The 18861-nt window shown below is 61.2% G+C and carries 13 protein-coding genes; 3 read left to right on the top strand and 10 right to left on the bottom strand.

Annotation, left to right across the window (positions count from 1 at the left end):
- Positions 1-120: 120 nt before the first annotated feature.
- From mdtD to betI, 7 genes are all read right to left on the bottom strand, one after another.
- Positions 121-1548 (bottom strand): multidrug transporter subunit MdtD, encoded by a 1428-nt coding sequence (mdtD, locus tag HX815_RS07010; RefSeq protein ID WP_003216894.1) that lies wholly within the window; start codon positions 1546-1548, stop codon positions 121-123.
- Positions 1549-1584: 36 nt separating this feature from the next.
- Complete coding sequence (locus HX815_RS07005; protein ID WP_003216895.1) at positions 1585-2475, bottom strand: alpha/beta fold hydrolase; 891 nt, start codon at positions 2473-2475, stop codon at positions 1585-1587.
- A gap of 329 nt (positions 2476-2804) precedes the next feature.
- Entirely contained in the window at positions 2805-4121 is a 1317-nt protein-coding gene (locus HX815_RS07000) for a TldD/PmbA family protein (RefSeq protein WP_177028002.1), read from the bottom strand.
- Positions 4121-5563, bottom strand: a complete 1443-nt coding sequence (locus HX815_RS06995; protein ID WP_134327445.1) for a TldD/PmbA family protein — start codon at positions 5561-5563, stop codon at positions 4121-4123. The genes HX815_RS07000 and HX815_RS06995 overlap by 1 nt, the downstream gene beginning before the upstream one ends.
- A gap of 211 nt (positions 5564-5774) precedes the next feature.
- A complete protein-coding gene (gene betA, locus HX815_RS06990; RefSeq protein WP_003216899.1) occupies positions 5775-7478 on the bottom strand; it encodes a choline dehydrogenase in 1704 nt (567 codons plus the stop codon).
- A gap of 196 nt (positions 7479-7674) precedes the next feature.
- Complete coding sequence (gene betB / locus HX815_RS06985) at positions 7675-9147, bottom strand: betaine-aldehyde dehydrogenase (protein ID WP_177028001.1); 1473 nt, start codon at positions 9145-9147, stop codon at positions 7675-7677.
- Between the two features lie 61 nt (positions 9148-9208).
- Entirely contained in the window at positions 9209-9802 is a 594-nt protein-coding gene (gene betI / locus HX815_RS06980) for a transcriptional regulator BetI (RefSeq protein ID WP_003216902.1), read from the bottom strand.
- Positions 9803-10178: 376 nt separating this feature from the next.
- Here betI and HX815_RS06975 point away from each other — a divergent pair, with 376 nt between their 5' ends.
- Positions 10179-12113 (top strand): BCCT family transporter, encoded by a 1935-nt coding sequence (locus tag HX815_RS06975; RefSeq protein ID WP_371135988.1) that lies wholly within the window; start codon positions 10179-10181, stop codon positions 12111-12113.
- 154 nt (positions 12114-12267) lie between these two features.
- Here the strand turns inward: HX815_RS06975 and choV are convergent, their stop codons facing one another.
- The 3 genes from choV to HX815_RS06960 all read right to left on the bottom strand — a co-directional run bounded on the left by choV (position 12268) and on the right by HX815_RS06960 (position 15304).
- The gene (gene choV, locus HX815_RS06970; RefSeq protein WP_177027999.1) at positions 12268-13446 is read right to left on the bottom strand and encodes a choline ABC transporter ATP-binding protein; all 1179 of its coding nucleotides are present in this window, start codon (positions 13444-13446) and stop codon (positions 12268-12270) included.
- On the bottom strand, positions 13443-14288 hold the full coding sequence (gene choW / locus HX815_RS06965) for a choline ABC transporter permease subunit (RefSeq protein WP_003216909.1): 846 nt from the start codon (positions 14286-14288) through the stop codon (positions 13443-13445). The genes choV and choW overlap by 4 nt, the downstream gene beginning before the upstream one ends.
- 68 nt (positions 14289-14356) lie before the next feature.
- Positions 14357-15304, bottom strand: coding sequence for a choline ABC transporter substrate-binding protein (locus HX815_RS06960; RefSeq protein ID WP_003216912.1), 948 nt, complete (start codon positions 15302-15304; stop codon positions 14357-14359).
- Positions 15305-15740: 436 nt separating this feature from the next.
- Between HX815_RS06960 and HX815_RS06955 the strand changes: the two genes are divergently transcribed.
- Both HX815_RS06955 and HX815_RS06950 read left to right on the top strand, forming a co-directional pair.
- Positions 15741-17117, top strand: a complete 1377-nt coding sequence (locus HX815_RS06955; RefSeq protein ID WP_008434038.1) for an L-serine ammonia-lyase — start codon at positions 15741-15743, stop codon at positions 17115-17117.
- Between the two features lie 540 nt (positions 17118-17657).
- On the top strand, positions 17658-18761 hold the full coding sequence (locus HX815_RS06950) for a GlxA family transcriptional regulator (RefSeq protein WP_003216915.1): 1104 nt from the start codon (positions 17658-17660) through the stop codon (positions 18759-18761).
- Positions 18762-18861: the final 100 nt, after the last annotated feature.

The following is an 18861-nucleotide window of genomic DNA, read 5'->3' as shown; positions in this document are numbered from 1 at the left end:
AGGGGCAAAGTATTAAAAGCGGTGGCGATGGTAGTCACGGGACTGGCTCTGCAAAACAAAATGTCGCGCAGTGTACCAGCCTCGTGGGATTTTCCCTGCAAGTTCTAGACGAGAAGCCTGTTAATGCTCAATGTCGTGCTCACGGCTGACCACGCGTTTGCCGTCTTTTGGCGACAATTGCAGGAAGATCGCCGCCGCCAGCATCGCCATGATGCCCACGGTGACGAAGGTCAACTGGAACGCCCCAAGCACCGTGTCGACCCCGTCGTTGCCCACTTCGGCGGTAAAACCACCCAGCAGCGCACCGGCGCAGGCCACCCCAAGGCTCAGGGACAACTGCGCCACCACCGACAGCAAACTGTTGCCGCTGCTGGCCTGGGCGTCGTCGAGGTCGATCAGGGTCACGGTGTTCATCGCGGTGAATTGCAGCGAGTTGATCGCCCCGAGGATCGCCAGCATGCTCAGCAGCAGCGGGTAGGGCGTGTGTTCGCTGACCAGGCCCATGCTCGCCAGCATGATGCCCAGCGCCAGGGTGTTGCCGGTCAGCACCACGCGGTAGCCCAGGCGCTCGATCAGCGGCCGGGCGATGGACTTGGCAAACATCGCCGCCGCCGCCAGGGGCAGCATGCTCATCCCGGCTTCGGACGGTGAGTAACCGAGCGCCACCTGCAACAACAGCGGCACCAGGAACGGCAATGCGCCGCTGCCCAGGCGAGCGAACAGGTTGCCGAGGATGCCCACCGCAAAGGTCCGGGTCTTGAACAGCACCGGCGAGAACAGCGGGTTGTCGATATGCCCGGCGCGCAGCCAGTAAGCCGCCAGGCACGCGAGGCCGCCGAACAGCAGCAACATCACCCGCAGGTGCGGCAGGTGCAATTCGCCGAGGCCTTCCATGGCGATAGTGATCAGCACCATCGCCGCGCCGAACAGCAGGAAACCCACGCCGTCGAACCGCGTACGTTCGCTGCCGCGCAGGTCGGGGATGAACTTCCAGACGGCGTAGCAGCCGATGATGCCCACCGGCAGGTTGATCAGGAAGATCCAGTGCCAGGTCAGGTATTGCACCATCCAGCCGCCCATGGTCGGGCCGAGCAGTGGGCCGAGCAGCCCGGGAATGGTGATGAAACCCATGATGCGCACCAGCTCCGAGCGCGGGTAGGCGCGCAGCACCACCAGCCTGCCCACCGGCAACATCAACGCACCGCCCAGGCCCTGGATCACCCGGGCGCCCACCAGCATGGTCAGCGTGCTGGAGAGCGCGCAGAGCAACGAGCCAATGCTGAACAGCATGATCGCGCCGAAGAAGATCTTCTTGGTGCCGAAGCGGTCGGCCACCCAACCCGAGGCGGGAATCAGCAGGGCCACGGTGAGCATGTAGGCAATCACTACGCCTTGCATGCGCAAGGGGTTCTCCGCCAGGTCTCGAGCCATGGCCGGCAAGGCGGTGTTGAGAATCGTCCCATCCAGCGACTGCATGAAGAAGGCAATCGCTACCACCCAGGGTAGCCAGCGGGCGGTCTTGGCATCGAGAGGGGCGCGATTCGGCATGAGTTACCTTTTTGTTAGCAGCCTATGTGTCGGCGATTATGCGCCATCGGCGGCTCCTTTTCCCACAGGCCCTTCGTCTATATCTGACAACGCCACGTGTTTGCCCACCAGGAAATCAATCAGCGCGCGGTGCACGGCCAGGGCCGCTTCGCGGGATTCCAGGTCGAGCAAATGGCCGGTGTGTTCGGCGGTGGCGAAGCTGCTGCGGCCTACGTATTTCTTGAACAGTTGGGCTTCGTCTGCCGGGGTGTACTCGTCCAGCACGCCGTTGAGGAAGTGCACCGGGGTTTCGATCCGGGTCAGTTGCGGCAGGTAGTTGCCGTCACCCAGCGCCAGCACCTGATGGATATGGAAGCGTGCCTGGCGATACTCGGTGGTGGCCATGGTCGACAGGTGCCGGTGGTTGTTGCGCTTGAGCCGGGGCGACAGGTATTTGCCCACGGTTTCATTCAGCAGATGGCCGACGGCGGATTTGTCATCGGCCTCGATCAGCACGCGCACCCGCTCTACGTATTCGAGCATGGCCTGGTTGAGGTTGGGCGCCAGTGCCATCACCACCGAGCTTTCAATCGACGGCGGGTTATGGGCGAGGGTCAGCAGCGTGGAAATCCCGCCCCATGAGGCAGACACCAGGTGGTTGACCTCAAAGCGTTCCACCAGAGCGCGCAGGATCTGCACTTCATCGTCCTTGGTCACAAGGTCGAGGTCGGTGTTGTGCGGGCGTGAATAGCCGGAGAACGGCAGGTCGAACATCAGCACATTGAAGTGCTCGGACAGGCACTTGCTGGTGCGTGCAAACGAGCGGGTGGTGGACAGCGCGCCGTTGACCAACAGCACGGTTTTCTTCTCTGGGTTGTTACCAAGCTGCTCTACGTGAACGTTGTAGTGCTTGAACAGCTTTTCAATGACAAAACTTCCATGGTTCATGTCAACGCTCCAGCTTGCCCTATCCCGGGCAAGGTCGTGCATCACTTGCGTGCAAGTGGGTTGAGGACGGCGGGGTGTTGTTTGAGTTTTTTTACCGCGCGGACGTGGCTAGGTGCCACCAACCTTTATAACGAGGTTTTTCGCGAGCGACAACTGGCCGGACGGCCAGGTGTCTGGACTGGGGTTTTGAGGATGAACCGAATCAAAATGTGGAATGCGATCAACTGTGGGAGCGGGCTTGCTCGCGAATGCGGTGCCTCAGTCACAGATGTAGTGGCTGACACGCCGCATTCGCGAGCAAGCCCGCTCCCACATGGGTTTTGCGTTGCTTATAAGGTCAGGGTCAGGCGCTTTACCAATGCGCCCGGTAATAGATTCGACGAGGTATTGCGCTGGCTATACGTACTCGCCGACAGCAGCAATTCCCGATCAGCGGTCAGCGCTTCCAGTTGCGAGCCCAGCAGGCTGTACACGCTGTCATCAAAACGCATGGTGCTGACCGGCGCCTTGATCTCGCCGTCTTCGACCCAGAACGTGGCGAAGCGGGTCATGCCGGTCAGGCGCGCGGCGGGCTGGTCGGAGTAGTTCAGGTACCACAGGTTGCTGATGTACAAGCCGGTGCCCAATTGCTTGAGGATATCGGCCTGGGCCAGGTCGCCGGCCGCCATCTGCAGGGCGCTTGGAGATTCATCGCCGCTGGCGCCATTGGTGCTCAAGCCGTATTCGGCGGCACTGCGGGAGTTCACCAATTGGCCTTCAGCCTTGCCGGCATTGATCAGCTTCACATCACTGCGCGGATAGCCGTCACGGGAAAACGCCGAACTCAGGGAGCCGCTGACCTGTTCGTCCAGGGTCACCAGCGGGCTCAACGACTGATCACCGCCATACAACCGTTGCAACGGGCTGCCTTTGCTGGCGATGGCCTGGGCGGAAAACCCGCCCCAGGTGAGCATGCTGATGATTTCTTCCATGGCCGCCGGGGCAAGGTAGGCGCGGTATTGCCCCGGTGCCAGCGGGTGCAGCGGGCGACCAAGGTATTCCAGTTGCTCACGGGCCTGCTTGAAACGCTGGGCGAAGGCCACGCTGTCCCAATCGTTGCCGGCGTAGCTGGCTTTCACCGCTTCACCGTTGGCGTGGAACAGGCTGAAGTCGAAGTTGAAACTGTTGGCCTGGTGCCAGCCGAAGGCGCCTGATGAACTGGCGAAACCACGGCTGATAGGGCCGGCGGCGTAGAAGCCGACCATGTCCACACCTTCAGCGGCCAGGCTGACTGCTTCCAGCACCTGGGCCAGGTCCGGCAGTGGTCGGTCCTGCTGGTCCTTGTTTTGCCAGGCGTTGTGGTTGAGCAGCAGGTACGGATCCTGGGGCAACAACGGCAAGGTCTCGCGCAGTTGTTGCAGGCCGTCGGCCAGGCGCTGGCGATCCAGTTCAGGCTCGCCCGCCAGGGTGATACCGAGGTCGGCGTGGCGCCCGTCGTTGATCAGCTTCAGGTTCAGGCTGGCCTGTTGCACCTGGCCGGCCTGGCGCACTTTGCCGTGGTTGAAACGCACAAACTCGGAGGACTCGTCGGCGTAGCCGAGGTGGAATTGTTCGTGGTCGGTGATGGCCTGCTTGAGCCAATCCACCAGGGCTTTGAAATTATTCATCAGGCGTCTCCCCCGAACACGTCCACGTTGCTGAACACACAGGCCGGCGACGCATGGCCGACGCGGATCACCTGGTTGGGTTCGCCCTTGCCGCAGTTCGGCGTGCCCAGCACCTTGAAGGTGCTGGCGTCGCCGACGGCGCTGAGGTTGCGCCAGAACTGCGCGGAAATCGCCCGGTAGTTGGGGTTCTTCACCACGCCTTTGAGCTCGCCGTTTTCAATCAACTGGCCCCACTCGCAGCCAAACTGGAATTTGTTGCGTGCATCGTCAATCGACCACGAACGGTTGGTGGACATCAGGATGCCGTTCTCGATGCCGCCAATCAGCTGCGCCATGTTCTGGTCGCCGGCCTCGATATTCAGGTTGGCCATGCGGTCGATCGGCGCGCGGTTCCAGCTGCAGGCACGGCTGTTGGCCACGCCTTGCATGCCGGCGCGGTATTGCGACAACGCACCGCCCAACGGCTTGAGCAGCAAGCCTTCGCGGATCAGGAATTGTTTGCTGGCCTTCGTGCCGTCGTCGTCATGCCCGTAGCTGGCGAGCTGCTCGGGAATGTCCGGATCGAAGGTCACGTTCAGCAGGTTGGAGCCGTATTGCAGGTGACCGAAATCGCTGGCCTTGACGAAGCTGGTGCCGGCGTAATTGCGCTCGTCGCCCAGGATGCGGTCGAGTTCCAGCGGGTGGCCGATGGATTCGTGGATCTGCAGGATCATCTGGTCGGGCATCAGCAGCAGGTCGCGCGGGCCCTGGGGCGTGTTCGGGGCCAGCAGCAGTTGCAGCGCCTGGTCGGCAATCTGCGGCGCGGCGCCCACCAGGCCGAAGCGGCTGATCACGTCAAAGCCGCCTTGCTGGCCGAAGTTGGTGCCGCCCAGGGTGCGGGTCTGGCTGTCGTTGCCGTCGTAGGCCGTGACGTTGACACCCGGGAACACAAACCGCTGGGCCTGGCGCAGTTCGGCGCCGGCGCTGTTGAGGTAGATCTGTTCGACGTGGGTGGTGCCCAGGCTGACTTCCCAGTTCACCAGGCGCTCGTCCTTGGGCACGGCGGCCGATTCGGCGCCGAGCAGTTGGTAGCAGTCGCTCAGGGACGGGAAGGGCTGGTCGAGGCTCGGCGAAAGGTAGTCGGCAATGTCGCTGGACACTGGCTGGTCGCGCAGGTCGAGCAGGGCGTGGGGCTTGATGAGCCGGGCTTGCTGTTCGGCGCGCTCAAGGGCGGCTTGCAGGCCGGGCAGGGAAATGTCGTGGGTGGCGGCGTAGGCTTCGACGCCATTGAGGCGCACGGTGAGCATCGCGCCTTCGTCCTGGCTGAGGTGTGGCGGCTCGGCGACGTTCTTGCGTACCGACAGGTACTGGCCGGACTCGCGGACGTAGCGCAGGGAAAAGAATTCGGCGGTAGTGCGCAGGGCACTGAACTGCTTTTTGAGTGTGGCGTGGTGTTCGAACATGGGGCCTTCCTTGTGGGCGGCTCGGCGCGGGCAGGCAAACAGAGTAGGCCTGGGCTGGGAGCTGATCAAGGAAAGTGTAGGCGGGCGGGAGGTCTTGCGGTGTCAGATCGGGCCTCTTCGGGAGCAAGCCCCCTCCCACATTTGATCGGGTTCACACGGTCAAAAATGTGGGAGCGGGCTTGCTCGCGAAGGGAGCACCTCGGTCCATCAGTTACTGCGCAGTAGGACCCACTTCACGCATCGGCTTGCCACGCACCGGCGCATCGCCTGCCACGTAGTAATCCGCAGTGCTGCGCGGCAGTGGCTTGCGGCCACGGATCTTGTCGGCGATTTTCTCGGCGATCATGATCGTCGGCGCGTTCAGGTTGCCGGTGGTGATGATCGGCATGATCGAGGCGTCAACCACGCGCAGACCCTGCATGCCATGCACACGGCCTTCGGCGTCAACCACGGCCATCTCGTCGGTGCCCATCTTGCACGAGCAGGACGGGTGGAACGCGGTCTCGGCGTGCTCACGGATAAATTTATCCAGTTGCTCGTCGGTCTGTACGTCGATGCCCGGGCTGATTTCGCGGCCACGGTATTGGTCGAGTGCCGGCTGTTGCATGATTTCACGGGTCAGGCGGATGCCGTCGCGGAATTCCTGCCAGTCCTGTTCGGTAGACATGTAGTTGAAGAGGATGCTCGGGTATTCCCGTGGGTTCTTCGACTTCAGCTGCACGCGGCCACGGCTCGGCGAACGCATGGAGCCCATGTGCGCCTGGAAACCGTGCTCTTTCACACCGTTGCTGCCGTTGTAGTTAATCGCTACCGGCAGGAAGTGATACTGGATGTTCGGCCAATCGAATTCTTCACGGGTACGGATGAAACCGCCCGCTTCGAACTGGTTGCTGGCGCCGATGCCGGTGCCGTTGAACAGCCACTCGGCACCGATGGCCGGCTGGTTGTACCAGAGCAGCGACGGGTACAGCGAGACCGGTTGGGTGCACGCGTATTGCAGGTACAGCTCAAGGTGATCCTGCAGGTTTTCGCCGACGCCAGGCAGGTCGTGGACCACCGGAATGTCGAGGCTTTCCAGCAGTTTCGCCGGGCCAACGCCGGAACGTTGCAGCAGTTGCGGCGAAGCGATTGCGCCGCTGCACACCAGGACTTCCTTGCGGGCACGGGCTTCAACACGTTCTTCGGCAGCACCGATCAGGTAACGAACGCCGACGGCGCGCTTGCCTTCGAACAGGACTTTGTCGGTCAGGGCGTGGGTGACGATGGTCAGCGTCGAGCGCTTCTTGGCCGTGTCCAGGTAACCGCGAGCGGTGCTGGCGCGACGACCGTTTGGCGTCACGGTACGGTCCATCGGGCCGAAGCCTTCCTGCTGGTAGCCGTTCAAGTCTTCGGTACGTGGGTAACCGGCCTGTACGCCGGCTTCAACCATCGCGTGGAACAGCGGGTTGTTGCCGGCCTTTGGCGTGGTCACGCTGACCGGGCCGTCGCCACCGTGGTAGTCGTTCGGGCCGATGTCGCGGGTTTCGGCTTTACGGAAATACGGCAGGCAGTCCAGGTAGGTCCAGTCTTCCAGGCCCGGCAGTTTCGACCAGTTGTCGTAGTCCATCGCGTTGCCGCGGATGTAGCACATGCCGTTGATCAGCGAGGAGCCGCCGAGGCCCTTGCCGCGACCGCACTCCATCCGGCGGCCGTCCATGTGTGGCTCTGGATCGGTTTCGTAGGCCCAGTTATAGCGGCGGCCTTGCAGCGGGAACGCCAGGGCGGCTGGCATCTGGGTACGGAAATCGAAACGGTAGTCCGGGCCGCCGGCTTCCAGCAGCAGGACGGTGACGCCTTCGTCTTCGGTCAGACGGGTCGCCAGGGTGTTACCGGCAGAGCCGGCACCCACAATGATGTAGTCGTATTCTTGGGACATTGAATGCACCCTCGTGAAAGTTGGTTCAGGCTGCTTTTGTGGCGAGGGAGCTTGCTCCCGTTCGACTGCGCAGCAGTCGCAAAGTCAGCGCTCGAGTTCTGTCTGAAAGAACTGCGGGACCTGGCATGGGGCTGCTTCGCAGCCCGACGGGAGCAAGCCCCCTCGCCACATGGGCCATGCCAGGCTCAATCAGGTTTTAGAACACCGAGGCGTAGTCGCCCAGCTCAACCTGTACCGATTTGATGCGAGTGAAGTTGTTCAGCGAGCTGATCCCGTTTTCACGGCCCACGCCCGACTGCTTGTAGCCGCCCACCGGCATCTTCGCGTCGGACTCGCCCCAGGCGTTGATCCAGCAGATACCGGCTTCCAGCTGATGAATCACGCGGTGGGCGCGGTTCAGGTCCTTGGTCACCAGGCCCGCGGCCAGGCCGAAGTCGGTGTCGTTGGCACGGCGGATCACTTCTTCTTCGGTGTCGTAGGTGAGGATGCTCATCACCGGGCCGAAGATTTCTTCACGGACGATGGTCATTACGTCGGTGCAGTCAGTGAACACGGTCGGGGCCACGTAGGCACCCTTGGCGAATTCACCGTCGGTCAGACGGTCGCCGCCGCACAGCACGCGGGCGCCTTCTTCTTTACCTTTGGCGATGTAGCCGAGCACGCTTTCCATGTGGGCGAAGCTGACCAGCGGGCCGAAGTTGGTGTTTTCATCTTCCGGGTTGCCGATGCGGATGCGGGCAACGCGCTCGGCGATCTTGGCTTCGAACGCGCCTTTGAGGGCGGTCGGAACGAACACGCGGGTGCCGTTGGTGCAGACCTGGCCCGAGCTGTAGAAGTTGGCCATCATCGCGATGTCGGCGGCGCGGTCGAGGTCGGCGTCGTCGAAAATGATCAGCGGGGATTTGCCGCCCAGTTCCATGGTGACTTCCTTGAGCGAAGAGCTCGAAGCGCTGGCCATGACTTTCTTGCCGGTGTCGGTGCCGCCGGTGAAGGAGACTTTCTCGATGCGCGGGTGTTCGGTCAGCCAGGTGCCGACTTCACGGCCGCTGCCGGTCAGGACGTTGAACACGCCATCCGGAACGCCGGCGGCGGTGTAGATTTCAGCCAGTTTCAGGGTGGTCAGCGAGGTGACTTCGCTTGGCTTGAAGATCATCGCGTTACCGGCCGCCAGGGCAGGTGCGGATTTCCACAGGGCGATCTGGATCGGGTAGTTCCATGCGCCGATACCGGCCACGACGCCCAGCGGCTCGCGACGGGTGTAGACGAAAGAAGTGTCACGCAGCGGGATCTGCTCGCCTTCGATGGCGGGCACCAGGCCTGCGTAGTATTCCAGCACGTCAGCGCCGGTGACGATGTCGACGTATTGGGTTTCGGAATACGGCTTGCCGGTGTCCAGGGTTTCCAGGGCGGCCAGTTCGTCGTTGCGCTCACGCAGGATGTCGACGGCACGACGCAGGATGCGCGAACGCTCCATGGCAGTCATGGCGGCCCAGATTTTCTGGCCCTTTTCGGCGCTGACCACAGCGCGCTCGACGTCTTCTTTGGTAGCGCGTTGCACGTTGGCGAGAACTTCACCGTTAGCCGGGTTGATGGCTTCGAAAGTGGCATCGCTGCCAGCGTCGGAGTAGCCGCCGTCAATGTAGAGTTTTTGCAGTTCGAAACGGGCCATAAAGTCCTCGCAAGTGCATTAGTGGTTGGCGCGGTTCGGGAGTTGAGCGTTTATGTGTGCTCTAACTCACCTGCTTGGCCAATTGGAAATCCATGTATTCGTAAGCGATCCGTTGCGCCTGCTCCGTGTCAAAAGCGTCTCCCGACAGGGCGCCGCGCAACCACAAACCGTCGATCAGGGCCGCCAGGCCTCGGGCTGCGCTGCGTGCCTCGGGCAACGGCAACGCTCGGCGGAACTGGCAACACAGGTTGGAATACAGACGGTGATCGTTGATCCGCTGCAGCCTGTGCAATGACGGGTGGTGCATGCTGGTGGCCCAGAAGGCCAGCCAGGTTTTCATAGCCGGGCCGTTGACTTGGCTGGCGTCGAAGTTGCCTTCGATGATCACCTGAAGATGGGCCCGCGGGCTGTCATCTTTCAGCGCCAACCGGCGCTCGGTGACGTTCTCGATCAGCACGTTCATCAGGTACCGCATCGTGGCGGCGATCAGGCCATTCTTGTCCTGAAAATAGTGACTGATGATGCCATTCGAGACACCGGCCAGACGGGCGATCAGCGCAATGCTGGCATCCCCCATTCCGACCTGATCGACGGCCGTCAATGTGGCTTCGATCAACTGCTGGCGGCGTATGGGTTGCATACCGACCTTGGGCATCGTGCACCTCTCCTTAGGCCTGCCAACGGGCGATAAACGTCCGTCGGCTTGAGGGCCAGTCTATTTTGTTTTGATTGAACGTTCAATCAACAAAGAATAAGATCTGCGACAAATGGTCGCTGCCTACAGGTATTTCCTACGTGCATGTGGCGCCACCTGACATCGGGAAAACCCATGAAACAGCCCGGCACAGCGGTTCGCCGGGGGTTTATGGTTTTTCGGGGTGTCTTTATACACCCGTCCGTCGACTGCCGAAAAATCGATGGCTCGGGTCAAGCGTTGCCTTGTGTTTCTCTGCACTGCCCGGAGCATCTGTGCCATGAGTTCTGCCTCTCTTATAAAGACCCCGCCAGAAAAGGTGCGGGTCAACGGTTGGGTGTTCTACACCTCCACCGCGCTGATTCTGTTGTTGACCGCGATTCTGATCATCGCCCCGCAGGAAGCCGGCAGGATGCTCGGTGTGGCCCAAGCCTGGTTGTCGAAAAGCTTTGGCTGGTACTACATGGTCGTGATCGCCGCCTACCTGGTGTTTGTGGTGGGCCTGGCGTTTTCGTCCTATGGCAAATTGAAACTGGGCAGCAAGGACGACACCCCGGACTTCAGCTACGGCGCCTGGGCCGGCATGCTCTTCTCGTCGGGCATCGGCATCTCGCTGCTGTACTTCGGCGCCTCCGAGCCGCTGGACCACTACTTCAACCCGCCTGAAGGCGCGTCGGCCACCGGCGAAGCTGCACGCCAGGCGTTGCAGTTGACGTTCCTGCACTGGGGCCTGCACGGCTGGGCGATCTACGCACTGGTCGGCCTGGCCGTGGCGTACTTTGCCTACCGTCATAACCAGCCGCTGGCCCTGCGCTCGGCGCTGTACCCGCTGGTGGGCGAGCGTTGGGTCAAAGGCGCGGCCGGTCACGCGGTGGACGGCTTCGGCATGTTCGTGACGCTGCTGGGCCTGGTGACGAACCTGGGGATTGGTTCGATGCAAGTGTCCTCCGGGTTGGAAAACCTGTTCGGCATGGAACACAGCAACACCAACCTGCTGATCGTGATCATCGTGATGAGCACCGTAGCGACTATTGCTGCGGTGTCGGGTGTGGAAAACGGCATTCGCCGCCTGTCCAACCTGAACATCGTGCTGTTCAGCGGCCTGCTGATTTTCGTATTGCTGTTTGGCCCGACTTTGCACTTGCTCAACGGCTTCGTGCAGAACATCGGCGACTACATGAACGGCATCGTGCTGAAGACCTTCGACCTGTACGTGTACGAAGGCGACGCCGACAAGACCGAACGCTGGATGGGCCTGTGGACCCTGTTCTACTGGGCCTGGTGGATTTCCTGGGCGCCATTCGTGGGCATGTTCATCGCGCGTATTTCCCGTGGTCGCACGGTGCGTGAACTGGTGGCCGGCGTGCTGCTGATCCCGCTGGGCTTCACCCTGGCGTGGCTGTCGATCTTCGGCAACTCGGCCCTGGACCTGGTGGTGAACCATGGCGCGGTGGAGTTGGGCAAGACGGCGCTGGAACAGCCGTCCATGGCGATCTACCAACTGCTTGAGCATTACCCGGCGTCGAAAATCGTCATCGGTGTGTCGATCTTCGTGGGCTTCGTACTGTTCCTGACCCCGGCGGATTCCGGCGCGGTGATGATGGCGAACCTGTCCTGCAAGGGCGGCAACGTTGACGAAGATGCGCCGCACTGGCTGCGGATTTTCTGGTCGGCGGTGATCACCCTGGTGACCATCGGCCTGCTGTTCGCCGGTAACTTCGAAGCCATGCAAACCATGGTGGTGCTGGCGGGCTTGCCGTTCTCGGTGGTGCTGGTGTTCTTCATGTTCGGCCTGCACAAGGCGATGCGCCAGGACGTGGCGATCGAGTTGGAGCAGGCGCAGTTGGCCGAGCGTGGTCGGCGTGGTTTCAGCGAGCGTTTGACTGCCCTGGACCTGCAACCGAGCCAGGGTACCGTGCAACGCTTTATGGACAAGCACGTCACGCCGGCGCTGGAAGAAGCGGCGACTGCGTTGCGTGACCAGGGGCTGGAAGTGCAGACCCTGCTGGGCAAATCCAAGCGCTGCATTGGTGTGCGCATCGAGATGCAAGAGGGCAATCCGTTTGTCTACGAGGTGAGCCTGGATGCTTATTCGTCGGCACCGAACGACTTGCCCGAGGAAGAACGCACGCGCTACTACCGCGCCGAGGTTTACCTGCACAACGGGCCTCAGGAATACGACCTGATGGGCTTCACCCAGGAGCAGATCACCCGGGACGTGCTCGATCAGTTTGAAAGCCATCGGCAGCTCCTTGGCCGTGTCTATAGCTGAGTGTTGAAAGGACAGGTGGTGTCGTTACTGACACCACCTGAGCAAAATGTGGGAGCGGGCTTGCTCGCGAATGCGCAGTGTCAGTCAGTACATCTGACACTGATACACCGCATTCGCGAGCAAGCCCGCTCCCACATTTATGTTGCGGTGTCTGTTAGCCCAGGTTCTTGCCCAAGAGGGCATGATAGAGCTCGCTGTCACCCAGAATCCCCACCACCTTGTTGTCGTCCTGCAGCACTAGCTTGTTGCCTGTCTGGTACCGAATCTGCAACGCATCGCGCATTCCGATATTCGAATCCACCAGCGTCGGCATCCGGCCCAGGCCCTCCACCGATTGCCCCGGTGCCCAGTTCTGCAGGTTCAGCACCGAACCGTTCTGCCGCGCGCCCTTGATGGTGTTGCCTTCGGCCAGGTCCAGCCACGAGTCACCGCCCGGGTCCAGACTGATGGAGCCGTTGACGTGGGTGCAGTTATCCACCGTGCGCATCAGGCTGCGGCCACACAGCACATTCAGCGGGTTGGTGTGGGCCACGAAGGTCCGCACATAGTCATCCGCCGGGTTCAGCACGATCTCTTCCGGCACGCTGTACTGGATGATCCGCCCGTCTTTCATGATCGCGATGCGGCTGCCGAGTTTCAGCGCCTCATCCAGGTCATGGCTCACAAATACGATGGTCTTGCTCAGCTTGCGTTGCAGCTCCAGCAACTCATCCTGCAAGCCCTGGCGGATCAGCGGGTCGAGTGCCGAGAAGGGTTCGTCCATCAACAGGATATCGGCGTCCATCGCCAATGCGCGGGCCAGGCCGACACGCTGCTGCATGCCACCGGAAAGCTCGTCGGGCTTCTTGTTGCGCCACTGCGACAGGCCCACCAGTTCCAGCTTGTCATCCACCAGCTTGCGTCGTTCTTTCTCCGGGCGGCCCTGCATCTCCAGGCCGAAGCTGATGTTCTCGCGCACCGTCAGCCAGGGCATCAGGGCGAACTTCTGGAACACCATGGCGATGCGCTGGGTGCGCATCATTTTCAGCTCGGCGGGGGTGCAGGATGCGATGTCGATCTGGCGACCTTCATGCTCCACAAACAGCTTGCCGCGGCTGACGGTGTTCAAGCCGTTGATGCAGCGCAGCAAGCTCGACTTGCCTGAACCGGACAGGCCCATCAGCACGCAGATCTCGCCTTTCTCGACATCCAGGCTAGCGTTTTCAACGCCGACAATCTGCCCGGTCTTTTTCAGGATCTCGTTGCGCGTCATGCCCTGGTCCAGCAGCTTGAGCGCCTCGCGTGGGTCTTTGGAGAAGATCACGTCGACATTTTCGAATCGGATAATGCTCATGCATCACCCCCTACTTTGGCGTCGGGTTGTTTGCAGATGCGGTCGAGCATGATGGCCAGCAGTACGATCGCCAGGCCGGCTTCAAAGCCCAGGGCGATGTCGGCGGTGTTCAGCGCGTTGACCACCGGTTTGCCGAGGCCGTCGGCGCCCACCAGGGCCGCGATCACCACCATCGACAACGACAGCATGATGCATTGGGTAATGCCGGCGGCGATGCTCGGCATGGCGTGGGGCAGTTCGATCCGCGAGAGCAACTGACGGCGCGAGCAGCCAAAGGCCTTGCCGGCGTCCATCAACTCTTGCGGCACATCACGGATACCCAGGTAAGTCAGACGGATAGGCGCGGCAATCGCAAACACCACCGTGGAAATCAGCCCGGGCACCACACCCAGCCCGAAGAGGGTCAGGGTAGGGATGAGGTAGACGAAGGTCGGTACGGTCTGCATCAGATCGAGCACCGGCCGCATCAGGGTGTAGAACATCGGTTTGTGCGCGGCAACGATGCCCAGCGGCACGCCGATCACCACGCAGACCAGGGTGGCGAACAGCACCTGCGCCAGGGTCTCCATGGTTTCCTGCCAGTACCCAAGATTCAGGATCAGCAGGAAGGAGGCGATGACAAACACCGTCAGGCCCCATTTGCGTTGAATGAAGTGAGCGAGCAGCGCAATCAGACCGATCAATGCCAGTGGATTGAACCAGGTCAGCGCGAACGTCACGCCGTGGATCATCGTTTCCAGGGTCGATGCGATTGCGTCGAAGTAGGCGGCCCCGTGTTGGGTCAACCACTCAACGAAGGCAGCGATGTACTGGCCTAGCGGGATTTTATGTTCAGTCAGCATGGTAGTGAATGTCCACATGCGAAGAGGAAAAACATCCCGGGCCAGCGTACCGGCCCGGGGTCAGCGGTTTACTTGGCGAGGTAAGCTTTGACGGCCTCCAGTCCTGGTTTGCCATCGACCGTGGTGACACCGGCGAGCCAGGTGTCGAGCACTTGCGGGTTCTTCTTCAGCCACGCCTTGGCGGCGGCGTCAGGCTTCATTTTGTCGTCCAGGACGTTACCCATCAGGGTGCTTTCCATGTTCAGGGTGAACGACAGGTTTTTCAGCAACTGGCCCACGTTGCTGCATTCCTGGGTGTAGCCCTTGCGGACGTTGGTGTAGATGGTGGCCTGGCCGTAGTTGGGGCCGAATGAATCATCACCCCCGGTCAGGTACTTCATCTTGAAGCGGGTGTTCATCGGGTGCGGTTCCCAGCCGAGGAACACGATGGCCTGGTCGCGCTTGGTGGCGCGTTCCACCTGCGAAAGCATCCCGGCTTCGCTGGATTCGACCACTTTGAAACCAGCGGTTTTCAGGCCGAAAGCGTCCTTGTCGATGAGGGTCTGGATGGTCCGGTTGCCGTCGTTGCCCGGCTCGATCCCGTAGATCTTGCCGCCCAGCTCATCCTTGAATTTGACGATGTCGGCGAAGTCTTTCAGGCCCTTGTTGTACAGCGCTTCCGGTACGGCCAGGGTGTACTTGGCGTTTTCCAGGTTGGCGCGCACGGTTTCCACGGTGCCGGCATCACGGTACTGCTTGATGTCGTTTTCCATGGTCGGCATCCAGTTGCCGAGGAAGATGTCCATATTCTTGCCGTCGGCCAGGGACTTGTAGGTCACGGGTACTGAAATCATCGTGGTGCGGGGTTTGTAGCCGAGGCCCTTGAGGACTTCGCTGGTGGTGGCCGTGGTGACGGTGATGTCGGTCCAGCCGACATCGGAGAAGTTGACGGTCTGGCATTGCGCCGGTTCTGCAGCGTGAGCCACGACTGGCAGACTCAGCATGGCGGCCAACAACAACGACGGGGAACCTTTCATGGGGGTGGACTCCTGGTGTTTTTCTGGCGGCAATAACACCGCGCTTATAGGTGTTGCGGTTGGGCGTGCGGCACAGCTCTGCCACGCAACTGTGCAAACGAGTCGAGACTGATCATGTACCAGTGAAAATCTGACGCCTACAGGGGGCGTCGTATCCAGTACAGGGATGGTCGTATCCAGTGTCGGTGACGTCGCTTACAGATTTTTTCCACGGCAAAACTGCACTTTTTACCGATCTGCACCGCAAAAAACGGCCAAAACGTCGCCTTCCACAACAGCGGCGCTGATGAGCATGGGTACGTCGGTGTGAGACGCCGTGAGCGCCAGCAAAAGCTTGATGATGGCCGCATCTGGGCGGATTGCGACATGAGCGTAGCAGCTCCGTCACCAGGCGTTATGTGCGCCTGGCCTGTGCTCATCGAGGAGTTTCACGGCAATGGCTATCAGCGTTTTCGACCTGTTCAAGATCGGCATTGGGCCTTCGAGTTCTCACACCGTCGGCCCCATGCGCGCCGCGGCGTTGTTCGTTCAAGGATTACGTGAACGTGATGTGTTGGAACAAGTCAGGCGCGTCGAAGTTCAGCTGTATGGCTCCTTATCGGCCACGGGCATCGGTCACGGCAGCGACAACGCGGTGATCATGGGCCTGATGGGCGAGTGGCCGGACGCGATCGATCCGTCACAGATCGGCATCCGCATCGAAACCCTGCGCGAGACCAACACCCTGCTGCTGGACGCACGTTTGCCGGTGCCTTTCTTATGGGCGCGGGACATGCGCCTGATCGACGAAAACCTGCCGTTCCACCCTAATGCCATGACCCTGGTGGTGTTTGGTGATAACGGCGAGCTGCACCGCGACACCTACTACTCGGTGGGCGGCGGATTCGTGGTGGATGAAGCCCAGGCCAACAGCGGGGTGGCGGACATGGACCGCACCGAGCTGCCCTATGATTTTTCCAGTGCGGTGGAACTGCTGCAGCTGTGCAAGACCCACAACCTGCGGGTCGCTGAGCTGATGTTGGCGAACGAAAAAACCTGGCGCTCGGAAGAAGAAATCCGCAGCGGCCTGATGAAGCTTTGGCGCGCCATGCAGGATTGCGTGGAGCAAGGCCTAAAGCACGAAGGCATCCTTCCCGGCGGCCTCAATGTTCGGCGGCGTGCAGCCAAGTTGCACCGCAGCCTGCAGGAGCTGGGCAAGCCGAACGTGATCGGCTCGACCTTGAGCGCGATGGAATGGGTCAACCTGTTCGCCCTGGCGGTGAATGAAGAAAACGCCGCCGGCGGGCGCATGGTCACGGCACCGACCAACGGCGCGGCGGGGATCATCCCGGCGGTGCTGCACTACTTCATGAAGTTCAGCGAAGAAGTGACCGAGGCCAACGTGGTCGACTATTTCCTCGGCGCGGCGGCGGTGGGCATCCTGTGTAAGAAAAACGCGTCGATCTCGGGTGCCGAAGTCGGCTGCCAGGGTGAAGTCGGCTCGGCGTGCGCCATGGCGGCGGCGGGGTTGGCGGAGATCCTCGGTGCGACGCCGGAGCAGTTATGCAACGCGGCGGAGATCGGGCTGGAGCACAACCTCGGCCTGACCTGCGACCCGGTAGGCGGGCTGGTGCAGGTGCCGTGCATCGAGCGTAATGCGATTGCCGCGGTGAAGGCGATCAACGCGGCGCAGATGGCGCTGCGGGGGGATGGCCAGCACTTCATCTCGCTGGACCGGGTGATCCGCACCATGCGCGATACCGGGGCGGATATGCATGACAAGTACAAGGAAACATCGCGGGGTGGGTTGGCGGTGAGTGCGGTGGAGTGTTGATCCGGAAAGACCGCGTCGCCTGCATTCGCGAGCAAGCCCGCTCCCACATTCGACCGAGTTCCTACTGAAAAAACGCGGTCAAGTGTGGGAGCGGGCTTGCTCGCGAATGCGGTAGACCGGGCAACACTGCTCATAAAGTGAACACCAGAACCAAAAGCGCCACCTTTTAGCGCGTCGCAATTAGATAAGTAGCTCCCGAACGATTTCCCCTCATGACCATCGGTCACCCGTGCTTGTGGTGACAGACTTTTCCCACGTCGTTTCTCTCCCTTCCCACAAGTGCTACCGATCTGCTCACACACCTTGAGCCTGCGTTCTCTCACGTCTTTTCTGGGTCATATCCCCCACTCCATGCGCGGGCTTATATAGACACGTCATGAGGTCGTTTTCAGGAGTTATTGAATACGCATTCAACTTTAGGCATGGCATTTGCTCTATCAATACAAAGCCTCTCGCCATAGGAGTTTCCTTAAGGCGATGAGCGCAATAACAAGAGCCTCGCCTGAGGCCATCACCCGCTTTGTGTGAGGAGATACCGCGATGACGTCGTTCAACTCCGGGGCTCAACCCCAGAACCGTGCGCCTCAATCCATCGGCTTTTTGCTGCTGGACAATTTCACGCTGATTTCCCTGGCCTCCGCAGTCGAACCCCTGCGCATGGCCAACCAACTCTCCGGCCGCGAGCTGTATCGCTGGACGACGTTGAGTGTGGACGGAAACCAGGTGTGGGCCAGCGACGGTCTGCAAATCACCCCCGATGCTTCCATGCACAAAGCTCCGGCCCTGGACACCGTGATCGTCTGTGGCGGCGTGGGTATCCAGCGCACCGTGACCCGTGAACATGTGTCGTGGCTGCAAAGCCAGGCGCGCCAATCCCGTCGCCTTGGCGCGGTGTGCACCGGCAGCTGGGCCCTGGCCTGCGCCGGCCTGCTGGACGGTTTTGATTGCAGCGTGCACTGGGAATGCCTGGCGTCGATGCAGGAAGCCTTTCCCCGCGTGGCCATGAGCACCCGCCTGTTCACCCTCGACCGCAACCGCTTCACCAGCTCCGGCGGCACCGCGCCGCTGGACATGATGCTGCACCTGATCAGCCGCGACCACGGCCGTGAGTTGTCGGCGGCGATCTCCGAGATGTTTGTGTACGAGCGCATCCGCAACGAACAGGATCACCAGCGTGTGCCGCTCAAGCACATGCTTGGCACCAACCAGCCGAAGTTGCAGGAAATCGTCGCGCTGATGGAGGCCAATCTGGAAGAGCCGATCGACCTCGATGAACTGGCGGTGTACGTCGCGGTTTCCCGGCGTCAGCTGGAGCGCTTGTTCCAGAAATACCTGCACTGTTCGCCGTCGCGCTACTACCTCAAGTTGCGCCTGATCCGTGCGCGGCAGTTGCTCAAGCAAACGCCGATGTCGATCATCGAAGTGGCGTCGGTGTGCGGGTTTGTCTCCACGCCGCACTTCTCCAAGTGCTACCGCGAATACTTCGGCATTCCGCCGCGGGATGAGCGTGTGGGTTCCAACACCACGCAGCAGGTGGCGATGATGCCGATTCCGCAGGCGCTGGTGTTGTCACCGTTGTCCGGGCCGTTGTCGGCGTTGAGCCAGGCCAGGAATGAGTCGACTTTCGCGAGTGTAAGGCTTTAGACCGAGTCGCCTGCATTCGCGAGCAAGCCCGCTCCCACACTTGACCGCGTTTTTTCAGTAGGAACGCGGTCGAATGTGGGAGCGGGCTTGCTCGCGAATG

It is taken from the genome of Pseudomonas sp. E6002, assembly GCF_013385565.1.
Taxonomy (GTDB): domain Bacteria; phylum Pseudomonadota; class Gammaproteobacteria; order Pseudomonadales; family Pseudomonadaceae; genus Aquipseudomonas.
This window is presented reverse-complemented; position numbering and strand designations above follow the sequence as displayed.